This is a genomic window from Streptomyces indicus (genome assembly GCF_900100315.1).
Lineage (GTDB): Bacteria > Actinomycetota > Actinomycetes > Streptomycetales > Streptomycetaceae > Streptomyces > Streptomyces indicus.
The window spans coordinates 445770-469620 of record NZ_FNFF01000004.1; the positions used below are offsets into that span (position 1 = coordinate 445770).

Sequence of the window (23851 nt, forward strand, 5' to 3'; positions counted from 1 at the left end):
GGGCAATGAGGCCCGCGCGCACCCCTGGGCAAAGAAGCCCGCACCCTGGGCGATGAAGCCCGCGTGAGTCTGTTCCAGCACCTGGGCCCTCGGTCACCGATCTGCCCGCGAAGGTCCGCGAACGTCCCCTACCCAGGGGGCAGCCGCCACCCGCGGTGTCCGCATGATGGAATGCGCCTTCCGATTTTCGAGAAGCGCCTCATCATGTAACCTGCACGAAATTTCGCGCAGCCTTTGAAGCGTGAGGGCCAACGTCGTCCCTCGGCACCTGCACTTTTGCCACGACGACGACGGGAGAGCCGATGCGTTCCGACGCCTGGTCGCCCATGGACGGTCGCCCCGCCCAGCAGGGGATGTACGACCCCCGTAACGAGCACGACGCCTGTGGTGTCGGGTTCGTGGCCACTCTGACCGGTGTGGCCAGCCACGAGCTGGTCGAGCAGGCGTTGACCGTACTGCGCAATCTCGAACACCGCGGCGCCACCGGCTCCGAGCCCGACTCGGGCGACGGCGCCGGCATCCTCTCCCAGGTCCCGGACGCGTTTCTGCGCGAGGTCACGGACTTCGAGCTGCCCGAGGCCGGTTCGTACGCCGTGGGCATCGCCTTCCTGCCGGTCGAGGACGCGGACGAGACCGCCGCGAAGATCGAGGGCATCGCCGCCGAGGAGGGCCTGACCGTCCTCGGCTGGCGCGAGGTCCCGGTCGCGCCCGAGCTGCTCGGTGCCTCCGCGCGCTCCACGATGCCGGTCTTCCGTCAGCTGTTCGTCGCGGACGGCACGTCGCAGGGCATCGACCTCGACCGCAAGGCGTTCGTGCTGCGCAAGCGCGCCGAGCGCGAGGCCGCCACGTACTTCCCGTCGTTCTCCGCGCGGACCATCGTCTACAAGGGCATGCTGACCACCGGCCAGCTCGAGCCCTTCTTCCCGGACCTGTCCGACCGCCGCTTCGCCTCCGCGCTCGCGCTCGTCCACTCGCGCTTCTCGACGAACACCTTCCCGAGCTGGCCGCTCGCCCACCCGTACCGCTTCGTCGCGCACAACGGTGAGATCAACACCGTCAAGGGCAACCGGAACTGGATGCGGGCCCGCGAGTCCCAGCTGGCCTCCGAGCTCTTCGGCTCCGCCGGGAACGGCGGCGACAACCTGGAGCGGATCTTCCCGATCTGCACCCCGGACGCCTCCGACTCCGCCTCCTTCGACGAGGTGCTCGAACTCCTGCACCTGGGCGGCCGTTCGCTGCCGCACTCGGTCCTGATGATGATCCCGGAGGCGTGGGAGAACCACGCCTCGATGGACCCGGCCCGGCGCGCGTTCTACCAGTACCACTCCACGCTGATGGAGCCCTGGGACGGTCCGGCCTGTGTCACCTTCACCGACGGCACCCAGGTCGGCGCGGTCCTCGACCGCAACGGTCTGCGCCCCGGCCGCTACTGGGTCACCGACGACGGTCTCGTCGTGCTCGGCTCCGAGGTCGGCGTGCTCGACATCGACCCGTCCAAGGTCGTGCGCAAGGGCCGGCTCCAGCCCGGCCGCATGTTCCTCGTCGACACCGCCGAGCACCGGATCATCGAGGACGACGAGATCAAGGCCCAGCTCGCCGCCGAGCACCCGTACGAGGACTGGCTGGAAGCCGGGATCATCGAGCTCGAGGACCTGCCCGAGCGCGAGCACATCGTGCACACGCACGCCTCGGTCACGCGCCGCCAGCAGACCTTCGGCTACACCGAGGAAGAGCTGCGCGTCCTGCTGACGCCGATGGCCAAGTCCGGTGCCGAGCCGATCGGTTCGATGGGTACGGACACCCCGATCGCCGCGCTCTCCAACCGTCCGCGGCTGATCTTCGACTACTTCACGCAGCTGTTCGCGCAGGTCACCAACCCGCCCCTTGACGCGATCCGCGAGGAGCTCGTCACCTCGCTGCACTCCTCGCTCGGCCCGGGCTCCAACCTGCTCGACCCGCAGGCCGCGTCCTGCCGCTCGGTCACCCTGCCGTTCCCGGTGATCGACAACGACGAGCTGGCCAAGCTCATCCACATCAACGCCGACGGCGACATGCCCGGCATGAAGGCCGTGACCCTGTCCGGTCTCTACCGGGTCTCCGGCGGCGGCGACGCACTCGCGGCGCGCATCGAGGAGATCTGCGCCGAGGCCGACGCGGCGATCGAGGGCGGCGCCCGCCTGATCGTCCTGTCCGACCGGCACTCCGACGCCGAGCACGCGCCGATCCCGTCGCTGCTGCTCACCGCCGCCGTGCACCACCACCTCATCCGCACCAAGCAGCGCACCCAGGTGGGTCTGCTCGTCGAGGCCGGCGATGTGCGCGAGGTACACCACGTCGCGCTGCTCATCGGCTTCGGCGCGGCCGCGGTCAACCCGTACCTCGCGATGGAGTCCGTCGAGGACCTCGTCCGTGCCGGAACCTTCCTGCCGGGCATCGAGGCCGAGCAGGCCATCCGCAACCTGATCTACGCGCTCGGCAAGGGCGTCCTCAAGGTCATGTCCAAGATGGGCATCTCGACCGTCGCCTCGTACCGTGGCGCGCAGGTCTTCGAGGCCGTCGGCCTCGACCAGGCCTTCGTCGAGAAGTACTTCAACGGCACCGCCTCCAAGATCGGCGGCGTCGGCATCGACGTCATCGCCAAGGAGGTCGCCGCCCGGCACGCCAAGGCCTACCCGGCCTCCGGCATCCCCTCGGCGCACCGCGCGCTCGAGATCGGTGGCGAGTACCAGTGGCGCCGCGAGGGCGAGCCGCACCTGTTCGACCCGGACACGGTGTTCCGCCTCCAGCACGCCTCGCGCACCCGGCGCTACGACATCTTCAAGCAGTACACGCAGCGCGTGGACGAGCAGGCCGAGCGCCTGATGACCCTGCGCGGCCTGTTCGACTTCAAGTCGGACCGTCCCTCGATCTCCATCGACGAGGTCGAGCCGGTCTCCGAGATCGTCAAGCGCTTCTCCACCGGCGCCATGTCGTACGGCTCCATCTCGAAGGAGGCGCACGAGACCCTCGCCATCGCCATGAACCAGCTGGGCGGCAAGTCCAACACCGGTGAGGGCGGCGAGGACCCGGAGCGTCTGTACGACCCGGCGCGGCGGTCCAGCATCAAGCAGGTCGCCTCCGGCCGCTTCGGCGTGACGAGCGAATACCTCGTCAACGCGGACGACATCCAGATCAAGATGGCCCAGGGCGCCAAGCCCGGTGAGGGCGGCCAGCTGCCCGGCCCGAAGGTCTACCCGTGGGTGGCCAAGACCCGTCACTCGACCCCGGGTGTCGGCCTCATCTCGCCGCCGCCGCACCACGACATCTACTCCATCGAGGACCTGGCTCAGCTGATCCACGACCTCAAGAACGCCAACCCGGCGGCCCGCATCCACGTGAAGCTGGTCTCCGAGGTCGGTGTCGGCACGGTCGCCGCGGGTGTCTCCAAGGCGCACGCGGACGTGGTGCTCATCTCCGGCCACGACGGCGGTACGGGCGCTTCGCCGCTCACCTCGCTCAAGCACGCGGGCGGTCCCTGGGAGCTCGGTCTCGCCGAGACCCAGCAGACCTTGCTTTTGAATGGTCTGCGCGACCGAATCGTCGTCCAGACGGACGGGCAGCTCAAGACCGGCCGTGACGTGGTCATCGCCGCGCTGCTCGGCGCCGAGGAGTTCGGTTTCGCCACCGCGCCGCTCGTCGTCTCCGGCTGCGTCATGATGCGCGTCTGCCACCTGGACACCTGCCCGGTCGGCATCGCCACGCAGAACCCCGTGCTGCGCGAGCGCTTCACCGGCAAGCCCGAATTCGTCGTGAACTTCTTCGAGTTCATCGCCGAAGAGGTTCGTGAGCTCCTCGCCGAGCTCGGCTTCCGCTCCATCGAGGAGGCCGTCGGCCACGCCGAACTCCTCGACACCACGCGGGCCGTGGACCACTGGAAGGCCCAGGGCCTGGACCTCGAGCCGCTGTTCCACGTGCCGGACCTGCCCGAGGGCGCCGTCCGCCACCAGCTGATCTCGCAGGACCACGGTCTGGAGAAGGCGCTCGACAACCAGCTCATCAAGCTGGCCGCCGACGCCCTCGCGGCCAACGCCGCCGAGGACGCCCAGCCGGTGCGCGCCCAGGTCGCGATCCGCAACATCAACCGCACGGTCGGCACCATGCTCGGCCACGAGGTGACGAAGAAGTTCGGTGGCGCGGGCCTGCCCGACGACACCATCGACATCACCTTCACCGGTTCCGCGGGCCAGTCCTTCGGCGCGTTCGTGCCGCGCGGTGTGACGCTGCGCCTCGAAGGCGACGCCAACGACTATGTGGGCAAGGGCCTTTCGGGCGGCCGCGTCATCGTCCGCCCGGACCGCGGCGCCGACCACCTCGCCGAGTACTCGACGATCGCCGGCAACACCATCGCGTACGGCGCGACCGGCGGCGAGATCTTCCTGCGCGGTCGTACGGGCGAGCGCTTCTGCGTCCGCAACTCGGGTGCCCTGGTCGTCTCGGAGGGCGTGGGCGACCACGGCTGCGAGTACATGACCGGCGGCCAGGCCGTCGTCCTCGGCGAGACGGGACGCAACTTCGCGGCCGGCATGTCCGGCGGTACGGCGTACGTCATCGACCTGGACCGGAACAACGTCAACTCCGGGAACCTGGAAGCGGTCGAGGAGCTGTCGGACTCCGACAAGCAGTGGCTGCACGACGTCGTGCGCCGCCACGCGGAGGAGACCGGCTCCACCGTCGCCGAGAAGCTGCTCGTCGACTGGGAGGCCTCGGCCGCCCGCTTCAGCAAGATCATTCCGCAGACGTACAAGGCAGTGCTCGCCGCCAAGGACGCCGCCGAGCGAGCCGGGCTCTCCGAGTCCGAGATCACCGAGAAGATGATGGAGGCGGCGACCAATGGCTGATCCGAAGGGCTTTCTCAAGCACGGCCGCGAGGTCGCCTGCACCCGTCCCGTCGCCGAGCGCGTCCAGGACTGGAAGGAGGTCTACGTCCCCGGCTCCCTGCTGCCGATCATCTCGACGCAGGCCTCGCGCTGCATGGACTGCGGCATCCCGTTCTGCCACAACGGCTGTCCGCTGGGGAACCTGATCCCCGAGTGGAACGACTACGCGTACCGCGAGGACTGGGCGGCGGCCTCGGAGCGTCTGCACGCGACGAACAACTTTCCGGAGTTCACCGGCCGCCTCTGCCCGGCTCCCTGCGAGTCGGCCTGCGTGCTCGGCATCTCGCAGCCGGCCGTCACGATCAAGAACGTCGAAGTCTCGATCATCGACAAGGCCTGGGACGCCAACGACGTCAAGCCGCAGGCGCCCGAGCGCCTCTCCGGCAAGACCGTCGCGGTCGTCGGCTCGGGCCCGGCGGGCCTGGCCGCCGCCCAGCAGCTGACGCGGGCCGGCCACACGGTCGCGGTCTACGAGCGCGCGGACCGCATCGGCGGCCTGCTCCGCTACGGCATCCCCGAGTTCAAGATGGAGAAGGTGCACATCAACCGCCGCATCGAGCAGATGCGCGCGGAGGGCACCCGCTTCCGTACGGGCATCGAGATCGGCCGCGACCTCAAGGCGACGGACCTGCGCAAGCGGTACGACGCGGTGGTCATCGCCGCCGGCGCCACCACGGCGCGCGATCTCCCCGTCCCCGGCCGGGAGTTGAAGGGCATCCACCAGGCGATGGAGTACCTGCCGCTCGCCAACAAGGTGGTCGAGGGCGACTTCGTGGCCCCGCCCATCACGGCCGAGGGCAAGCACGTCGTCGTCATCGGCGGCGGTGACACGGGCGCGGACTGCGTGGGCACCGCCCACCGCCAGGGCGCCGCGTCCGTCACGCAGCTGGAGATCATGCCGAAGCCGGGCGAGGACCGTGCGCCGCACCAGCCGTGGCCGACCTTCCCGATGCTCTACAAGGTCACCTCGGCCCACGAGGAGGGCGGCGAGCGGGTCTACTCCGTCTCGACCACGCACTTCGAGGGCGACGAGGACGGCAACGTCCAGGCCCTGCACCTCATCGAGGTCGAGTTCGTGAACGGCAAGCTGGAGCAGAAGCCGGGCACGGAGCGCGTGATCCCGGCGCAGCTGGTCACGCTGGCCATGGGCTTCACCGGCACGGACGTCGAGAACGGCCTGGTGGCCCAGTTCGACCTGGAACTGGACGCACGGGGTAATATCGCCCGCGACGCCGACTTCCAGACCAACGTTCCCGGTGTGTTCGTCGCCGGTGACGCGGGCCGCGGCCAGTCGCTGATCGTCTGGGCGATCGCCGAGGGCCGCTCGGCGGCGCGCGGAGTGGACCGCTTCCTGACCGGCGCGTCGGACCTCCCGGCCCCGATCAAGCCGACGGACCGCGCCCTGACGGTCTGACCCGGGCCGCACACCGGCCCACGAGAACGGTCCGTACAACGGCGTACGGAACACTGACGCGACGCCCGCCCCTGTCCCCGACCGGATGGGGTGGGCGTTGCGGCGTTTCGGGGGTGGGCGCGGTCCAGCCACCCGAGGTTCAGCGTGGGGCGCGCGGATTCCGACTATGCGTACGGACTCAGATCGGCATGGTGGGTCATCGCTTGTCGCCCCGGCGGTACCGTGCAGTCGTCGGCTTCTGAACCGTTCTCCATTCAAGCCGTCACCCTCACGGACAAGACGGACCGCAGCAAGGATCCAATTCCTCCCGGTGGAGTCGAACAGCCACTCAACTCGACTGTGGGTACGGCGCAGCAGATCGTGGAAGGTGGATTCCTGAGGCGGGCCGCCAAGCCACGTGGGGGACTTGCATGCGGCCGGACAGCGGGTGGACAGGATGCGGGCATCTCAGCCACTCCACCCTTCCGTGCAGGCCGAGTGCGGCCAGCGCTACGGGCATGAGCCAGGAGGCCGCCCAAGTGGTCAGATCCTGAAGCCCGGTCGCGAGCCCTTGCGCCAATCGATGCATCGCCTAAGGAAGTGCGGTTGCAGTGCTGCCCCGTTCCAGGGTTTCAAGACCATCTCCCGAGAGTTGAACCCGTGCCACGTGCGGGGGGTCGAAGAAGTCCACTCTCCGGTCGTAGCGTTCGATCCAATCCAGGCTTGCCGACGATGCATGCCCTGGGCCGGACACTGGGGCGCCGGATGATGTCGTCGGCGCGAGGCTGAATACCTGACCGCATCGGATGATGCCGCTGATGCAGCGCACAACGAACACTCCTCTGCTGCCTTCCAGAGATTCAACGGACGCGATCTGCATCGCGGCTGGCGCTTCACCCATGTTTGTAGGCCTCCCGGACGAACTGGGCGATCTGGTCTGGAGAGAGTTTCGGGATGTCCCACTCGAGGGCATCTGTTATTCCTGCGTATGAGTTCACCTTCGGGACATTGATCCCCATGTTTCCGAGAATATCTCGTGCTGTGTCCACGGGCAGCTGAATGCTGGCTCGCCCTCCCAATTCTGCTGCGGACAGGCCCACGCCGACTTCCGCTTCGGCGCGAATGTATCCCGGAGCAGTGGGAACGCCGTCGAGAGCGCTGCGCGGAATCAACTGGACGACTGCATCCCCGAATTGCTCGGAATGTCGAGCGAACGCTGTTGCCACGCCGGGATCCGTTGACGTCGGCGTGAATCCGCTGGCCTGGGTGCCGCTGCTCGCATCATAGCCTCGGGTTGTCCCTCGGAAGAGGTGCTCTTCCTCCGGGCATCCGACGGGCGCCAATCCTAGTGGATCGAGGAAGGACGTGGGATTCGGGACGTAGGCAAACTGATTGGGGGACGGTGCGAGCCCGAGCGGGTCTGCCGTGACGTAACGGGCAGTCTCAGGATCGTAGTGCCGGAAGTAGTTGTAATGGAGAAGCGATTCGGCATCGAAGTACTGGCCGGGGAAGCGCAGTGGTGTGTACGTAGTGCTCGCAGAACTCCAGGCTGTCGTGCCCCACAATGTCGTTCGCGTACGCCAGGCAACGCTTCCCCGCTCGTCAAGGAGTTCGGTCGGAGCGCCGACGAGGTCGGTGATGACGGTGAAGAACCGCGTGTCTATTTCCTGCTGAGAGAATTCCTGCGGTAGCCGGCGTTCGGATTGCGTGATGGGACGTGGACCGCGGTGGTCCCAGGTGAGGGCAATGCGGTGCTCCCACGCCGGGGTCACGGTGACCTGTTCGCACAGCGTCGTCCCGTCCCAAGTGAACTCCACCCGCTCCACGACCGTTTCCCCGTCCTCCGCCATGCGGAGCTTGGCCGTGCGGCGGCCCAGGGGGTCGTACGTGTAGCGCCAGAGGGTGCCGTCGGGAGTGGTCGTCGACGTCAGGCGGTCTTCCGTGTCCCACTCGTAGCGCCAGGTGTCCGGCTTGCGGGACAGGCGGGTCTTCTGGCGGAGGACGACTCGGCCGAGGTCGTCGTGTTCGTAACGGACCCCTCCGGCGCGGGTGATGCGGGTGCCCTCGTAGGTGCGCGGGCCGGTTGCCTCGTGGCCGGGGTGGGAGTCCGGCCAGGTGGCCGAGGTCTGGTTGCCGGACTCGTCGTAGGCGTACGTTTCCGTCCAGTTCGCGGCGTGGACGGCCGTGACGCGGCCCGCCGCGTCCAGGTCGAAGCGGCGGTTCCCGGAGAGCTGGTCCTCGATCGAGGTCAGGTTGCCGTCCGCGCGGTAGGTGTACGCGCGGTGCTGGACGACGGTACGGCTGTCGCTCGCCGTGATCGACTGGTCGAGGAGGCGGCCCAGCGGGTCGTAGGTGTTGGTGAAGGAGAGCGCGTCTCCGATGCGCCGGGATACCTCACGGCCGGCCTCGTCGTAGTCGAAGTCGATCGTGCGGCCGGACGTGGTGAGGCGGGTGCGGCGGCCTGCCGCGTCGTAGGACCAGGTGCTGGCCGCGCCGGTGGGTGTGGTGCGGCCGATGCAACGGCCCAACTCGTCGTACTCGTAGCGCAGTTCGCGGCCGTCCATCGTCTCCGAACGCAGGCGCCCGAACCGGTCGCGCAGAAGGGTGAGTTCGCAGTCCGGCCCCGCTGCGTGGGCGAGCTGGTCCGTGAGGTCGTAGGCGAAGGTCGTGATCGCGCCCGCGGCGTCCTTGCGGGTGATCTGGCCCAGCGCGTTCCGCTCGATGGACGTCGTCTGGCCGAGGGCGTTCGTCCGGGAGGTCAGCCGGCCCGCCGCATCGTGGGTGTAGGTGAGCTCGCGGTCGTCGAAGTCCGTTTCGGATATCAGGCGGCCGGCCGCGTCGTAGGTGTAGTTCCAGGTCAGGCCCTGCGGGTTGGTGACCTGGGTGAGGCGGAGCTCGTGGTCGTGGGTGAAGGTGTGGCGGACCCCGTCCGGGCCGGTGCGGGCCGTCAGCAGGTCGAAGTGGGTGTACTCGAAGGTGGAGACCGCACCCAACTGGTCGGTGTGGGACGTGCAGTTGCCTTCGCCGTCGTACGTCCAGGATTCGGAGGTGCCGTCGGGGGCGGTGCGGCGGGTGAGCTTGCCTTCGACCGTCCACGTCAGGCGGGTGACCGCGCCGAGCGGGTCCGTGATGGTGACTGGGCGGCCGAGGGCGTCGCGAGTGAAATGCGTGGTCGCGCCGAGCGGGTCCGTGACGGTCAGGGGCAGGCCTGCGCGATCGCACTGGATGCGCGTGGAGTGGCCGAGGGGGTCGGTGACCTCGGTGAGATGGCCGGCGGAGTTGTACGTGAAGCGGGTGAGGGCACCGTTCGGCGCGGTGGCCGACGTACGGTTGCCTGTCTCGTCGTAGGTGTAGCTGCGGACGCTGCGGTCCGGGGCCACCACCCTCACCGGCAGACCGAGTTCGTTGTACTCGGCAGTGCTGGAGCGGCCGTCGGGCCGGGTGACCGTGGTCGGGTTGCCCGCCTCGTCGTAGACCAGTTCCGTGGTGTGGCCGAGCGGGTCGGTGGTGGAGAGCAGGCGGTTGTAGCGGTCGCGCTCGTAACGGGTGGTGTGGCCGAGCGGGTCGATCTCCGCGACCACCTGCGCCTCGTCGTTGATGACGAAGCGACGGACGTGGCCGTCACCCGTGGTCGTCGTGGTGACCTTGTGCCCGGTCGACGGGTCGGTGCCGTCGTAGTCGAGGCGCAGGGTCATATGGCCGTCGCTGCCGCCCTCGGCCACGCATCGGTCCGCGTCGTCGTAGACGTACGTGTACGAACGGTCGTTGGTGTCCGTCCAGGACGTGACGCGGCGGCGGTCGTCGTACGTGAAACGCAGCGGCCGACCGGAGGAGTTGATGGTCTCGGTGAGGTTGCCCTCCGTGTAGCCGTAGCGCAGCAGCTCCAGGTCGGTGCCGTCCTCGGAGCCGCCCGCGAGGCGCAGCCCTGTGACGCGCCCCTCGGACGTGGAGACCTTGAGGTGGTAGCCCGCACTGTGCACCAGCGCGGTGGGTGCGCCCTCGGCGTCGTACTCGAAGGTGATCCAGTTGCCGTGCCGGTCGTCGATCTGGACCAGGACGGCGAGTTCGTCGCTGTGGTCGGAGAAGTGCCAGACGCGGCCGGATGACGGCTGGGTGATGGTGTAGCCGCCCGGCTCGCGGTCCAGCGGCCACCGGGGACCGTGGCTCGGCAGAACCGGGACGCCGGGGGCCGGGTGCGGGTAGGCCAGGATGCGGCCGTCCTCGGTGACGAAGAGGACGCCTTCGGTATCGATCTCCAGGCGCTGATCGACGGTGCTCGACCAGGAAGGACCGAACCAACGGCCCAACTGGTAGCCCGACTCGACGCGGCGCTGGAACACGAGCGGCAGCACACCGGGCAGGACCACGTCCGTCTGCGGCAGGAACATCTTGCCGGTCGCCATGTCGACCGGGTCGGAACCCTTGGTCTCCACGGCGTCCTTGCCGCGGGCGACCTGGTTCGGTCCCTCGTCGACCGACTCGCGCGCGGCCTTCTGTGCCCCGCTCTCCAACGACTCCTTCGCCGCCGTCTTGATGCCGGTGGTCAGCGCCCCGCGAGCCATACCCGCACCCTTGGTGCCGAGGATCTCCGGGATCAGGCGGCCGACGAACTCGGAGGGGTCCTTCTTGAAGGCGTCGACGGCCGCGGAGACGGCGCGGTCCGGGTGGGCCGCCGTGGAGACCAGGCCCGAGAGGGTCATCGAGGCGTTCTGCAGATACTCGGCCGGGTGCGTCAGGTTGTACGGGTCCAAAGGGTTGAGGCCGCGGACGAAGTTGACCAGGCCCGCCCCGCCCTTGAGGACGCCGCCGACGACATGGGTGAGTTCGGTGTCGAGTGCCTTGAAGCCGTCGGCGATGTTGCCCCCGAGACGGTCGAGCGGGGGAGGCTCGGCCGGAGCGTGGGCCAGAGCCGCCTTGACCTTGGACTGGGCCTCGGCACCGGCTGTGTTCCGCTGTTTGCGGGCCTCGGCGAGCTTCTCCTGGGCCTTGGTGATGTCGGCCTTGCCGGGGTCCTTGAAGGGCTCCGGGCGCGGGCCCGGATCCTCGTTCGCCTTCAGCTTGGCGTTGTAGGCGTCGACGCGCTGGTTGTATGCGGTGACGGCGTCGTCGGAGGTCTTCTTGCCCTTCTTGTAGAGCTCGATGGCCTCCTTGGCCTGTCCCTGCGCCCACTTGACCGTGTCCGCGTAGGCGGACAGCGCGGCGCCCGCCTTCTCGCAGGCGTCGGCCGCGTGCGCCCATTTCGCCGGATGCACGCCGAACTTCTTGCGGAACGCCTCGGCGCCCTCGCCCGCCCAGCCCGAGGAGTCGACCTTGCGCATCCCGTCGGCGACCTTGTCGAAGGCGGCGTGGAAATCCTTGAGGTGCTTGGCCGACGCGCGGATCTTCTCCGGGTTGCCGTGCACGAGCTCGTCGGGGTCCTCGGTCTGACCCAGCTGCTGCTCGCCCGGCGTCGCACCCAGGTCGGAGGCGACCTGGTCGCCCCAGTCCTCGACGGCGTCCGCGCCGGACTCCCAGCCCACGTAGTCCAGGCCCTGGCCCACCTTGTCCGTGGTCCAGTCGACGCCTTCGCCGAGCGCCTTCTTCCCGGCGTCGATGCCGTCCTCGATCGCGCCGAGGCCGTCGTTGACCCCGTCCTTGATCGCTCCGCCGACGTCGCTCAGATCGTCCAGGAGTCCCATCAGCCTGCGCCCCCGCCCTGTTCGGCAGCTTTCGCGCGTTCCTCGGCCGAGGGGCCGAAGGCCTCGTCCAGGTACGCCTCGTACTCCGCGTCGCTCAGGCCCGCGAGATCCTGGGCTCGTGACGTGCCGAGGAAGTCGGAGGTGGCCACGTCCCGGCCCGCGTCCTTCCAGCCCTGCTCCGCGTTGGCGAACGCCGTGTCGAAGGACTCCTTGCTGTAGTCGACCTCACCGCTGAAGATGCCGGAGGTGGCGACGTCGCCCCAGTTCTGACGGGTCACCTCGTCCTCGGTCGCATACGGGTTGCCGATCAGGGAGTTCGTCGCGACCTTCAGCGAGCCCTCCACGTACTGATCGGTCTCGTAGTACGTGCCGGCGGACAGGCCGGTCTTCTGGGCGAAGGAATTGCCCTCGTTGATCAGCGAGCGCACGCCCCATTCCCAGCGCTCGCAGAACGAGGAGAACTCGCCGGTCAGGCCTTCGTGCCCCAACTCGAGGCCGGACAGGGCGATATCGCCGAAGCCGCGCCCGGCTCCGGCGGTGCCCACCATGCCCAGCTCCTTGAGCTCGTCCAGCGCGGCCGTCAGGCCCTGCGCGATGAGTCCGAGCCCCTGGGCCTTGAGATCCTTGCCGCCGCCGCTCACGCCGCACCCCCGTCACGTCCGTCACTGCCCGTTGCGCTCCGGGACGTATCCACGGCTGCCGCATCCGGCACGATTCCCGCCACCGGAGGAAACAGCACGCCGTCCGGACCGTCCGCGCAGTCCAACGCCACCCCGCACGGCACCCCCGCTGCCGGAACCGCCGCGTCCAGCAGGCGGGCGCCCAGAATGCGCTGGTACGACCACTCTCGTGAGCCTTCGCCCCGTACCGTGGCGAAACGCGCCAGCGCCTGCTCGTTCGAGAACGCGAAGATCCAGCGGACTCCGCCCATGTCGGCGGTCAGCAGACCCCTCTCACCGTCCGCCCCGCCCCCGCCCGCGAAGGGCACGAGGACCGCGGTGCGCCGGAACTCGCCCAGCACGGTCGCGAACTCCCGTCGGCGCGCCCGCACCTCGTCGGATTCCTCCGGCTGTGCCGACGACCCGGAGCCTTCGGGCCCCGGCGATGATCCGGAATCTTCCGGCCGCGCCGGTGATCCGGGGCCTTCGGGCCCGGCCGGTGATCCGGCACCTTCCGGCTGCTCCGCCGCCGCGGAACCATCCTGCTGCTCCGCCGCCCCCGAACCATCCGGCCGCTCCGCCTCTCGCGCAGCGCCCCCTTCGGCCGGCCCCACGAGATCCGCCAGCCGCGACCGCGGCGGGACGCCCGCCGTACCCCCGTGCTCAGACATGCGGCCGATCATCGCAACTGCACACGATCGACTGCAAGGCAGGTCCCTGACGTTCCCCGTCACCCGCGGCCCACGAGAAAGGCGCGGGTCCGGGCCTCCCCCTCCCGAGGCCCGGACCCGCGCATCCCCCCGTCGGGAGAGGTCAGGGCTGGGTCATCAGCAGCAGGCGCGTCTGCGGGACCAGCTTGCGGTTCACACTCGTGGACTGGATGAAGATGGTGAACTCCGCATTGTGGTCCGGGCGGACGCGGACCTCCGTGTCCGGGAGGCCCAGGAGGGCGCGGGCCTGCGGGCCCGTGTAGACGCGGTCCGTCTTCTTCTCGAGGACCGCTATCTGCTTGCGGGCCTGGACCTTCTCCGACTTGCTCAGCTGGTAGAAGGCAGCGCCCGTGCGGTACGTGTGGCCGCTGTCGACGATCCACGTGCGGATGGTCTCCGCGCGGTCCACGTCCAGCAGCGTGTAGCTGCCGGAGTCCGCCGGCTTCAGGCCCGCCGCCTTGATCGTGTCCTTGTTGACCGTGTCCGCGCCCGTGGAGAAGACGGCCCGGGAGCCGCGGATGCCCTTGGTGCGGCCGATCATGAACTTCTCGGTGGCCTCCTGGATGACCTGGCCGGCCTCTTCGAGACCCTGGGTGCTGGTCGCGTCCCAGATCGCGATGTTCTCCTTCGGGAAGCCGTACTGCATCGCCTCGCGCTTGCCCATCTGGTCGGGGACCAGGACGGCCAGCGTCCAGTTGTCCTCCTGCGTGCGCGCCAAGTCGGCGACCGCCTGGACCAGTTGCTGCGGGGTCTTGCCCAGCCCGTCCGCGCTGCGGTGGCTCGTGTTCTCCTGGCCGTCGGTCAGGACGAAGGTGAGGAAGCTGTGGTCCCCGTACAGCTGGGCCGTCTGGGCCAGCTCCCGCTGGGACTTGAGGGTGGCGGCAAGCAGCGCCGTCGAACCGTTCGCCCGGTAGTGCTGCTTCAGGGACGGCATGCGCAGCACGTCCTTGTCGTAGATGACGCACTCCACCTGGTTCGAGAACACGTACACCGTGACGCGGGTCTCCTGGTCCAACTCCTGCGAACGGCGGGCCAGATAGGCGATCTGCTGGTCGGCGACCTCGACGACCTTGCGGCTCAGATGCGACATCGATGCGCTCGCGTCGAGCACCAGTGCGACGTGGTTGATGTAGTTCTGCGATCCGGACATGACGAATCCCCCTCGTCCCGGCAGCCCCTGCAGCTCCCGATCGATGTATTCATCATCCCAGCCGGCACTGACAATCGATCTTGGCCGGAGGGGGTGGAGACGGAGTGCGGGGCGCCGCCCTGGGCGCCCCGCACTGCCGTCAACTCCGCTGGTCAGCCATGGAACTTGACGTATCCGTTGCCGTCCCGGTCGCTGCCCGACTTCGTGTACGAGTGGACGTCCGCCCGCGCCCCGGAGGGCTTGGAGAAGTAGATCGTGTCGCCCGGGTTGTTCCAGATGAAGTTGCAGTTGTTGCGGTAGACCACGTTGCCGCTGTCGGAGTCCGTGCCCCTGCCGCCGCGCAGCTTGATGTAGTCGCCGGGCTGGAGGGTGTGGTTCTTGGTGAAGGTGAACGTGTTGCCCGCCGCGTCCTTCACCACGTAGCCCATCAGGTTCACGGTGGTGCCGCGCGAGTAGTTCTTGATCGTCAGGTACTCGTTTTTCGTGTTGCCGCCCGAGCAGCGGTTGTCGTCCCGGCCCGGTGCGTCGTACTGCACCCCGGTCAGCTTCAGGGAGGACGAGTATTCGGCCGCCTGGGCGGGGGCGGCGAGCGCGGTCAGACCGCCCGTGGCGAACACGGCGGTGACGGCGGCTATGGCGGTGCGAGAGCGCAAGGAGGGCTCCTGGGGAGGTCTCGTCTGGAGAGTTGAGTGATGAACGAGCACAAGTTACACACGGGATCTCCACATGTTTCGGGTGTTCGCCGAAAGCGACAGATGTGTACGTCACATGACCGATATGTGCATTTCTTGACCGTCATTGGTTGCACCAACTGCAATAGCTCGCGCACATGTTGCGCTCGATGCAATGGTCATTACGGTTCGGCTGCGTATGGAAAATGGCCTAGACCTCGCCAGAGCCCCTGTGTTGAGAATCACTCACGCAAAGTGGACCGCCATCCATGAAGGAGGCTCGTCATGAAGCGACGTGTCATCGCGGCAGCAATCGCCTTGACGCTCGGAGTGACCGCTACGGCGTGCGGCGATGACTCGGGCGGCAGTGGCGACAAGGACCGCGCGACCGACGGCAAGGGCAAGACCCTGACCGTATGGATCATGGAGGGGACCAACCCCGACGCCCGCCCGTTCTTCAAGGAGGCCGCCGCCGCCTTCGAGAAGAAGACCGGCGCGAAGATCAAGGTCGAGTACCAGCAGTGGGCCACCGCGAACCGGAAGTTCACCACCGCGATCGCGGGCGGCGCCGACCAGGTGCCGGACGTCGCCGAGGTCGGCACCACCTGGGTGCCGCAGTTCGCCGAGACCGAAGCGCTCGTCGACGTGACCGACGAGGTGAAGAAGTCCGGGCTGAGCGACGATCTCGTCGAAGGGCTCAAGGACGCCGGCACGCTCGACGGCAAGCAGTACGGCATGCCCTGGTACGCGGGTGTCCGCTCGGTCCTGTACCGCAAGGACATCTTCGAGAAGCACAAGATCAAGCCCCCGACCACCTGGAAGGAACTCCAGGACGCGGCGAAGACCCTCAAGGAGAAGGAGCCGAAGCTCATCTCCTTCCCGGTCGCCGGCGGCGCCGAGATGTTCGCGGCCCCCTTCATCTGGGGCGCGGGCGGCGAGCTCGCCGAGGAGGAGGGCGGTGGCTGGAAGTCGGCCATCAACTCGCCCGAGGCGATCAAGGGCATCGAGTTCTACACGGGTCTCGCCACCAAGGACAAGGTCTCCCCGGCCAAGGTCAACACCTGGACCGAGAAGGAGGTCGGCGACGCCTGGAAGAAGGGCGAGATCGCGATGTCCATCTCCGGCAACTGGACCCCGAAGGCCTTCGTCGACGAGAACCCCGAGCTGGAGGGCAAGCTCGGCGCCGTGCCGATCCCCGGTCCCGACGGCGGCATGAGCCGCTCCTTCCTCGGCGGCTCGTACCTCTCCACGTTCGACACCGAGAACAAGGAGCTCGCCTGGGAGTTCGTGAAGCTCCTGACCACCGGTGAGTTCGCCGCCAAGTGGGCCGAGCAGACCAACTACTTCCCGGGCCAGAACTCCGAGCTGGAGAAGGTGGCGGCGAAGAAGGACCCGCTGGTCGAGCCCTTCGCCACGCAGATGCTGGAGGCGGGCGCCACGGTGCCGAAGACCGAGTCGTACGGCAAGATCCAGGCCGCGCAGGTCGTCCCCGGCATGATCCAGTCGATCATCACGGGCAAGTCCTCCGTCAAGGAGGCCGCGGACAAGGCGGCCCAGCAGATGGACGACATCTTCGCCAAGGACAAGTAGGGCGGGCGCGGATACGTAAGGCCTGATCGAACGTGAAGAACGCGCTCGCGGACGGCGGGCAGCAGGCAGCTGCCCGCCGTCCGTCCGACACGGCTCCCGCGGCCCGCCGCCGGAGCCTGATACGGCTCACCCGGCCCTGGCTGCTGCTCGCGCCCGCGCTCGTGGTGCTCGCCGGACTCCTGCTCTATCCGATCTTCCAGGTCGGCAAGATCTCCTTGCAGGACTGGGAGGTCAAGTTCGGCGGCGGACAAGGGGAGTTCACCGGGTTCGACCACTACGGCGACCTGCTCTCCAGCGAACTGCTGTGGAAGACGGTCATGCCCAACACCGTCTTCTTCGCCGTCGCCTGCGTGGGCCTCACCGTGGTCCTCGGCACGCTCGTCGCGCTGCTCCTGAACCGGCTCGGCACCACCTGGCGGGCCATCTGCTCGGTGTCGATCCTGGCCGCCTGGGCGATGCCGGCCGTGACCGGCACGTATGTCTGGATCTGGCTGTTCCAGCCGGAGGAGGGCATGTTCAGCCAGCTCGCCGGGGCGCTCGGCCTGATCGACCCGGCCACCACCAACTGGTTCACCGAGCGGCTGCCCTTCTACGCCATCGCGACCCTCAACGTGGTCCACCACGGCTTCCCGTTCGTGGCGATCACCGTCTTCGCCGGACTGCTCACGATTCCACGGGAGTTGTACGAGGCGGGGATGATCGACGGGGCGAGCGCCTGGCAGCGGTTCTGGAAGATCACCGTGCCGACCATCCGTCCCGTCTTCCTGGTGGTGACGATCCTGTCGACCATCTGGGACTTCAAGGTCTTCACGCAGATCTTCCTGATGCCGGGCGGCAGCGGCGCCAACGAGGAGGTCTACAACCTCGGCGTCTACTCCTACGTCCAGGCCTTCGGGCAGGACGACTACGGGGCGGGCTCGGCCGCGGCCGTGCTGCTCACGCTGCTGCTCCTGCTGATCACCGTCGTCTACATCCGCACGCTGTTCCGGCAGGGGGAGGAGGACCTGTGAGTACGCGTCGCACGTCACCGGCCGCGCGCGGCGGCCTCGCCCTCGCCGTCTTCGCGCTGCTCGTGTTCACGCTGTTCCCGGTGTACTGGATGGTGTCCACCGCCTTCGACCCGAAGGCGGTCACCCGGGGCTCGGACGTGCTGCCCAGCGGGTTCGGCTTCGAGCACTTCGAGCTGGTCTTCGAGCGGGGCAACTTCGGTACGTTCCTGCTGAACTCGGCGCTCGTCGGGCTGGGCACGATCCTCGCGGCGGCGGTGCTCTCGCTGTTCGCGGCCATCGCGGTGGCCCGCTTCAAGTTCCGCTTCCGCACCTCGGTCCTGATCATGGTCCTGATCGTGCAGATGGTGCCCCTGGAGGCCCTGGTCATCCCGCTGTTCCTGCAGATGCGGGACTACGAGCTGCTCAACTCGCTGCTCGGTCTGACCATCGTCTACATCGCGCTCTCGCTGCCCTTCGCCATCTGGACCCTGCGCGGCTTCGTGCAGGCGGTGCCGAAGGAGGTGGAGGAGGCGGCGTACATCGACGGGGCGTCCTGGTTCCGGATGTTCCGCTCGGTGCTGCTGCCGCTGGTCGCCCCCGGGCTCGTGGCCACGTCGATCTTCGCGTTCATCACCGCGTGGAACGAGTTCGTGTTCGCGTACACCTTCATGAAGGACAGCGAGAAGTACACGGCGGCCGTGGGGATCTACCAGTTCTTCGGCGAGAACTCCACGGCCTGGGGTCCGGTCATGGCCAGCTCCACGCTGGTCACGCTGCCGGTGATGATCTTCTTCGTGCTCGTGCACAAGCGGCTCGGGTCGGGGCTCGCGGCGGGTGCCGTCAAGGGCTGAGCGTGCGGCCGCGCCGTCCCGTCCGCGGAGTTCGCCGCGCTGTCCCGTCCGCGGAGTTCGGAGTCTGCGGACGGGACGGCGGTCGCTTCACAGCGGCGCTCACTTCCCGCGGGCGCTCACTTCCCGGCGGCGCTCACTTCACGCGGTACGGATCCCCGTACACCTTCCACTCCAGCGGCGTGTCCAGGGCGAAGTTGCCCGCCTCCAGGAACGCCCGCTGCGCGGTGTCGATGCGGGAGGTGTCGCCGTGGCGGCGGCCCGGCTTCTCCGCCTTCATGACCTCGCGGCGTACATCGAGGAAGGCCTTCAGATACGCCTCCTCCTTGCCTCCCTCGGCCTTCGTCCGCGCCTTCTCCATGGCCCGCTCGCGGATCCCGTAGAAGCCGTTCGGCGCGGTGCCGGGGCCGTGCAGCACCATCGCGTCGTAGTAGATGAACTGGCCGAGGGTGCTCAGGCCGTCCATCTTCGCCTGCCGCACGGCCGGCTCGAAGTACTCGTCGTCGCGCATCTCGTCCTGGGCGGCGCGGAACTCGGGCTTCTTCGCCTCCTGCTCCCAGGCCTCGGGGAACCCGTCGAGGCCCTCGTGCGAGTCGGTGCCGTCGACCGCGCGCAGGGCGGGCAGGTACTCCGCGAGCCCGTTGTCCGGGTGCTCCTCGGTGTAGCGCTCGACGAGTTCGAGCATGTCGTGGGTGCCGGAGCAGAACCCGATGATGCCGGCGGTGTACCCGTTGCCGTCGCCGATGTCCTCGATGTAGCCGTAGTTCGCGCGCCAGTCGAGCGTGGAGTTCTCGGCGCTCGACACGAGCTTCTGGGCCAGCTCCTTCTTGTCCTTCGCCGCGAGCCCTGCGGGCATCTTGCGGATGCGCTCCTCCAGCTCGCGCTGCGTCTCGTCGGCCAGCGCGTCCGAGCCCTGGGAGGCGGAGGGCCGGTCGTCCGGGCCGCCGGCGTCCGGGTCGGGGCCCAGGAGATAGACGACGAGCGTCGCCACGGGAGCTATGGCGAGAAAGAGACAACCGGCACGTTTCATGCGCACAGGGTAGGGCGAGGCCCGGCGGGCCGGGCGCCCAGGGTGCGGAGGCGCAGGTTCCGCACCATCAGGCCGTCTGCCCGCCGTCCACCGCGAACTCCGTGCCCGTGATGTACGACGAGGCCTCCGACGCCAGGAACACCACCAGGCTCCCCACGTCCCGCGGCTGGCCCACCCGGCCGAGCGGCACATGGGACCAGTCGCGGCCCGCCGTGGCCTCGGCGATCATCGGGGTGTCGATCGCCCCGGGGTGCACCGAGTTGACCCGGATCCGGTACGGGGCCAGGTCGAGCGCCGAGGAACGGGTCAGGCCGCGCAGGGCGAACTTCGTCGAGCCGTAGGCCGCGTGCCGGGGGAGTCCCTTGAGCCCGGCCGTGGACGAGATGTTCACGACCGACCCGCCGCCCGCCTCCTTCATCGCGGGCACCACCGCCTGGATCCCGAGGAACGGCCCGAGCAGGTTCACCCGCAGCAGCCGCTCGAAGTTGTCGTACGTCTCCTCCTCGACGGACGCGGTGCGCCACAGCGCGGCGTTGTTCACCAGCGCGTCGAGCCGTCCGAAGCGGCCGAGCGCGGCGGCCACGGCGCCGGCCCAGCTCTCGGCGTCGGTCACGTCGAGCCGTACGAACAGGCCCTGCTCCCCGAGGGACTTGGCGATCTGGTGGCCCTCCTCCTCCAGGACGTCCGTCAGCACCACGCGCGCCCCGGCCTCGGCGCACAGCCGCGCCTCCTCCGCTCCCTGGCCGCGGGCCGCCCCCGTGATGAGCACCGTCCTGCCGTCGAGCGAGATCATCGCGCCTCCCGAGTGCACCCCAGCGGATATGACGAATCGTCATACTCGTAGTCTGGGAGGGGAACATCAACAGCTTTGCCGCAACTGCACGTACTGAAGGGCCTGTTGGCACCGGAAGTCTCGATGCCTACCCTGAAGTACCGCCTGAAGGGGAGAGGCCGGGATGAGCAGCCAGGAGCGGATACGCAGCAACGGCAGGCCGGCCCAGCCGGCGAAGGGGGAGCGTCTGGCCGACTGGGCCGACGGCCGGCTCGGGGTCTACGCCCTCGCCAAGTCGCAGATGCGCAAGGTGTTTCCGGACCATCCGAGCTTCATGCTGGGCGAGGTCTGCCTGTACTCCTTCATCATCCTGATCCTCACCGGCACCTGGCTCACGCTGTTCTTCGAGCCGAGCATGATGGAGGTCGAGTACGAGGGCTCGTACGAGCCGCTCAAGGGCGTCCTCATGAGCCGGGCCTTCGAGTCCACCGTCGAGATCAGCATGGACGTGCGCGGCGGGCTGCTCATCCGGCAGATCCACCACTGGGCGGCACTGGTCTTCGTGGCCGGGATGGTCGTCCACATGATGCGGGTGTTCTTCACGGGAGCCTTCCGCAAGCCGCGCGAGATCAACTGGCTGTTCGGCTGGACCCTGTTGATGCTCGCCCTGATCACGGGCCTGACCGGCTACTCGCTCCCGGACGACCTGCTCTCCGGTACGGGCCTGAGGTTCGCGCAGGGCGCGATCCTGTCGATCCCGGTCGTCGGCACGTATCTCGCGATGTTCCTCTTCGGCGGCGAGTTCCCGGGCGGCGACATCATCTCGCGGCTCTACCCGATCCACATCCTGCTGCTGCCGGGCATCATGCTGGGCCTCGTGGTGGCCCATCTGATCCTGGTCTTCTACCACAAGCACACCCAGTTCGCCGGGCCCGGACGGTCCGAGAAGAAGGTCGTCGGCGCACCGTTCTTCCCGATCTACGTGGCGAAGGCCGGCGGCTTCTTCTTCCTCGTGTTCGGCGTCCTCGCGTTCATGGGCGCGGTCGCGACGATCAACCCGGTGTGGCTGTTCGGCCCGTACCGGCCCGATCTCGTCACCACCGGCGCTCAACCCGACTGGTATCTGGGCTTCTCCGAGGGCCTGATCCGGGTGATGCCGGGATGGGAGATCAACGCCTTCGGTCATACGCTCGTGCTCGGCGTCTTCATCCCGTTCATGCTCTTCCCGGTCTACATGACGCTGATCGCGGTCTATCCCTTCATCGAGGCCTGGGTGACCGGCGACAAACGCGAGCACCACGTCGCCGACCGCCCGCGCAACGTGCCCACGCGCACCGGTCTGGGGGTCGCCTGGCTCACGGGATACGCGGTGCTGCTCATCGGCGGCGGCAACGACATCGTGGCGACGAAGCTCCATCTGTCGATCAACGCGATCACCTGGTTCGTACGGATCGGCTTCTTCGTGCTGCCGGTCCTGGCGTTCTGGATCACGCGCCGCATCTGCCTCGGGCTCCAGCACCGCGACCGGGACAAGGTGCTGCACGGGCGGGAGAGCGGCATCATCAAGCGGCTGCCGCACGGTGAGTTCGTGGAGATCCACGAACCGCTTCCGCAGGGGCAGCGCTTCACGCTCACCTCGCACGAGCAGCGCCTGCCCCTCGACCCGGGCCCGGAGACCGACGGCAACGGGGTGCGGCGCCCGGTGCCGCGCGGCGAGCGGATGCGCGTACGGCTGTCGAAGGCGATGTACGGGCCCGGCACCCAGGTGGCCAAGCCGACGGTGGAGGAGTACCGGGAGGTCACCAGCGGGCATGGGGACGGGCACGGGTCCGGTCACTGAACCGGTCCTCGCGCCGCACCCCGGGCACGGGTCCTCGCGCTGAACCGGGACGGCACGGGTCCTCGCGCTGCACCAGGTGTCGGCCGGGCTACTGCCGTCCGGCCGGCACCTGGGCCTCGGCGATCTCCGCCGCCTCCTCGGGCGTCTCCACCGAGGGCGGCGAGCCCTCCAGGGGCCGCTGCGCGGTCTCCTTCATGCAGGCGATGGCCACGAGGCCGACGAGCGCCGCGCCCATCGCGTAGTACGCCGGGAGCATGTCCGTGCCCGTGGCGTGGATGAGCGCCGTGACCACCAGCGGGGTGGTGCCGCCGAACAAGGAGGCCGACAGGTTGTAGCCGACCGCGAGGCCGCCGTAGCGCACCTGCGTGGGGAACAGCGCGGGCAGGGCCGCGGACATGGTCCCGAGCAGGCACACCAGCGAGAAGCCGAGCATCAGCATGCCGGCCGAGACCGCGGCCAGACTGCCCTGCTGCACGAGCGCGAACGCCGGGATCGAGAGGAAGAAGAAGCCGAGCATGCCCGCCGCGAGCAGCGGCTTGCGGCCGAAGCGGTCCGAGAGCCGGCCCACCTGGTTGATCACCAGCATCAGCACGACCATGGTGGCGACCAGGATCAACAGCCCGTGGGTCTCGCTGTAGTGCATCTCGTCGGAGAGATACGTCGGCATGTACGACAGCAGCATGTAGTTGACGATGTTGTACGCGCCCACCAGGCAGATGCACAGCACGAGCGTGCCCCAGTACTGCTGGAAGATCTTCTTGAGGTCGCCCTTCGCCGAGGTCTCCACCGCCGTGGCGGCCTCGGAGGCCTGGTAGCTGCCGGCGCCCTCCAGCTTCTGGAAGGCCGGGGTCTCGTCCAGGCGCAGCCGCAAATACAGGCCGACGAGGCCGAGCGGGCCGGCGACCAGGAACGGTACGCGCCAGCCCCAGGCCTCCATGGCGTCGCTGCCCAGGGCGGCGGTGAGCGCGGTGACCAGGCCCGCGGCCCCGACGTAGCCGGCCAGGGTGCCCAGCTCCAGGAAGCTGCCGAAGAAGCCGCGGCGCTTGTCCGGGGCGTACTCCGCGATGAAGGTGGAGGCGCCGCCGTACTCGCCGCCGGTGGAGAAGCCCTGGATCAGCCGGAAGAGGATGAGCAGCGCGGGGGCCCAGAAGCCGATGGACGCGTAGGACGGGATGAGGCCGATCGCGAAGGTGCCGACGGCCATCATGATCATCGTGAGGGCGAGCACCTTCTTGCGGCCGACCTTGTCGCCCATCGGACCGAACACCATGCCGCCCAGCGGGCGCACCAGGAAGGCCACGGCGAAGGTCGCGAAGGAGGACAGGAGCTGCGCCGTGTCGTTGCCCGACGGGAAGAAGACATGACCGAGGGTGACCGCGAGATAGCTGTAGATGCCGAAGTCGAACCACTCCATGGCGTTGCCGAGCGAGGCGGCCTTCACCGCCCGTTTCACCGCGGCCTGGTCCGTCACCGTGATGTCGGTACGGCGCAGACGGGGGTTGCGGCGGCGCTCGAGCGCGCGGAAGAGCAGGCGGTGCCGTCTGCGGGCCTGCGGGTCGGCCTCGGGTTCGTGGCCGTCGGAACGCATGGGGTGACCTTTCGCTG

The 23851-nt window shown here is 68.6% G+C and carries 14 protein-coding genes; 6 read left to right on the forward strand and 8 right to left on the reverse strand.

Annotated features, from left to right (window positions below):
• The first annotated feature begins 353 nt into the window (after positions 1-353).
• Positions 354-4877, forward strand: a complete 4524-nt coding sequence (gene gltB, locus BLT97_RS14030; RefSeq protein WP_093610016.1) for a glutamate synthase large subunit — start codon at positions 354-356, stop codon at positions 4875-4877.
• Entirely contained in the window at positions 4870-6330 is a 1461-nt protein-coding gene (locus BLT97_RS14035; RefSeq protein ID WP_093609749.1) for a glutamate synthase subunit beta, read from the forward strand. The genes gltB and BLT97_RS14035 overlap by 8 nt, the downstream gene beginning before the upstream one ends.
• Before the next feature lie 872 nt (positions 6331-7202).
• Here the strand turns inward: BLT97_RS14035 and BLT97_RS14040 are convergent.
• The 5 genes from BLT97_RS14040 to BLT97_RS14060 all read right to left on the reverse strand — a co-directional run bounded on the left by BLT97_RS14040 (position 7203) and on the right by BLT97_RS14060 (position 15159).
• Positions 7203-11987, reverse strand: coding sequence for a putative T7SS-secreted protein (locus BLT97_RS14040; RefSeq protein ID WP_093609751.1), 4785 nt, complete (start codon positions 11985-11987; stop codon positions 7203-7205).
• Entirely contained in the window at positions 11987-12628 is a 642-nt protein-coding gene (locus BLT97_RS14045) for a hypothetical protein (RefSeq protein WP_093609753.1), read from the reverse strand. The genes BLT97_RS14040 and BLT97_RS14045 overlap by 1 nt, the downstream gene beginning before the upstream one ends.
• Positions 12625-13317, reverse strand: a complete 693-nt coding sequence (locus BLT97_RS38470) for a hypothetical protein (protein ID WP_245769314.1) — start codon at positions 13315-13317, stop codon at positions 12625-12627. The genes BLT97_RS14045 and BLT97_RS38470 overlap by 4 nt, the downstream gene beginning before the upstream one ends.
• Before the next feature lie 142 nt (positions 13318-13459).
• Positions 13460-14506: a vWA domain-containing protein gene (locus BLT97_RS14055; RefSeq protein WP_093609755.1), complete on the reverse strand. Its 1047-nt coding sequence runs from the start codon at positions 14504-14506 to the stop codon at positions 13460-13462.
• A 152-nt stretch (positions 14507-14658) separates the two neighbouring features.
• On the reverse strand, positions 14659-15159 hold the full coding sequence (locus BLT97_RS14060; RefSeq protein WP_093609757.1) for a lamin tail domain-containing protein: 501 nt from the start codon (positions 15157-15159) through the stop codon (positions 14659-14661).
• A gap of 303 nt (positions 15160-15462) precedes the next feature.
• Here BLT97_RS14060 and BLT97_RS14065 point away from each other — a divergent pair, with 303 nt between their 5' ends.
• Genes BLT97_RS14065 through BLT97_RS14075 form a run of 3 tightly spaced genes read left to right on the forward strand, consistent with a single transcriptional unit; the run spans position 15463 to position 18607 of the window.
• Complete coding sequence (locus BLT97_RS14065; RefSeq protein ID WP_093609759.1) at positions 15463-16767, forward strand: sugar ABC transporter substrate-binding protein; 1305 nt, start codon at positions 15463-15465, stop codon at positions 16765-16767.
• A 32-nt stretch (positions 16768-16799) separates the two neighbouring features.
• Positions 16800-17777 (forward strand): carbohydrate ABC transporter permease, encoded by a 978-nt coding sequence (locus BLT97_RS14070; protein ID WP_093609761.1) that lies wholly within the window; start codon positions 16800-16802, stop codon positions 17775-17777.
• Positions 17774-18607 carry a carbohydrate ABC transporter permease gene (locus tag BLT97_RS14075; RefSeq protein ID WP_093609763.1) on the forward strand — a complete coding sequence of 278 codons (834 nt, stop codon included), beginning with the start codon at positions 17774-17776 and terminating at the stop codon, positions 18605-18607. The genes BLT97_RS14070 and BLT97_RS14075 overlap by 4 nt, the downstream gene beginning before the upstream one ends.
• A 133-nt stretch (positions 18608-18740) precedes the next feature.
• Here the strand turns inward: BLT97_RS14075 and BLT97_RS14080 are convergent, their stop codons facing one another.
• Together BLT97_RS14080 and BLT97_RS14085 are read right to left on the reverse strand one after the other, a co-directional pair.
• The gene (locus BLT97_RS14080; protein WP_093609765.1) at positions 18741-19634 is read right to left on the reverse strand and encodes a chitosanase; all 894 of its coding nucleotides are present in this window, start codon (positions 19632-19634) and stop codon (positions 18741-18743) included.
• Positions 19635-19701: 67 nt separating this feature from the next.
• On the reverse strand, positions 19702-20427 hold the full coding sequence (locus BLT97_RS14085; protein WP_093609767.1) for a glucose 1-dehydrogenase: 726 nt from the start codon (positions 20425-20427) through the stop codon (positions 19702-19704).
• A gap of 163 nt (positions 20428-20590) precedes the next feature.
• Between BLT97_RS14085 and qcrB the strand changes: the two genes are divergently transcribed.
• On the forward strand, positions 20591-22246 hold the full coding sequence (gene qcrB, locus BLT97_RS14090) for a cytochrome bc1 complex cytochrome b subunit (RefSeq protein WP_093609769.1): 1656 nt from the start codon (positions 20591-20593) through the stop codon (positions 22244-22246).
• 88 nt (positions 22247-22334) lie between these two features.
• Here the strand turns inward: qcrB and proP are convergent, their stop codons facing one another.
• The gene (proP, locus tag BLT97_RS14095; RefSeq protein ID WP_093609771.1) at positions 22335-23834 is read right to left on the reverse strand and encodes a glycine betaine/L-proline transporter ProP; all 1500 of its coding nucleotides are present in this window, start codon (positions 23832-23834) and stop codon (positions 22335-22337) included.
• Between the last annotated feature and the right edge of the window lie 17 nt (positions 23835-23851).

What these genes read in the sequence shown, in the direction of transcription:
- gltB (WP_093610016.1), top strand. Translation starts at nt 354, where the DNA reads ATGTACGACCCCCGTAACGAGCACGACGCCTGTGGTGTCGGGTTCGTG.
- BLT97_RS14035 (WP_093609749.1), top strand. Translation starts at nt 4,870, where the DNA reads ATGGCTGATCCGAAGGGCTTTCTCAAGCACGGCCGCGAGGTCGCCTGC.
- BLT97_RS14040 (WP_093609751.1), bottom strand. Translation starts at nt 11,987, where the DNA reads ATGGGACTCCTGGACGATCTGAGCGACGTCGGCGGAGCGATCAAGGAC.
- BLT97_RS38470 (WP_245769314.1), bottom strand. Translation starts at nt 13,317, where the DNA reads ATGTCTGAGCACGGGGGTACGGCGGGCGTCCCGCCGCGGTCGCGGCTG.
- BLT97_RS14055 (WP_093609755.1), bottom strand. Translation starts at nt 14,506, where the DNA reads ATGTCCGGATCGCAGAACTACATCAACCACGTCGCACTGGTGCTCGAC.
- BLT97_RS14065 (WP_093609759.1), top strand. Translation starts at nt 15,463, where the DNA reads ATGAAGCGACGTGTCATCGCGGCAGCAATCGCCTTGACGCTCGGAGTG.
- BLT97_RS14080 (WP_093609765.1), bottom strand. Translation starts at nt 19,634, where the DNA reads ATGAAACGTGCCGGTTGTCTCTTTCTCGCCATAGCTCCCGTGGCGACG.
- BLT97_RS14085 (WP_093609767.1), bottom strand. Translation starts at nt 20,427, where the DNA reads ATGATCTCGCTCGACGGCAGGACGGTGCTCATCACGGGGGCGGCCCGC.
- qcrB (WP_093609769.1), top strand. Translation starts at nt 20,591, where the DNA reads ATGAGCAGCCAGGAGCGGATACGCAGCAACGGCAGGCCGGCCCAGCCG.
- proP (WP_093609771.1), bottom strand. Translation starts at nt 23,834, where the DNA reads ATGCGTTCCGACGGCCACGAACCCGAGGCCGACCCGCAGGCCCGCAGA.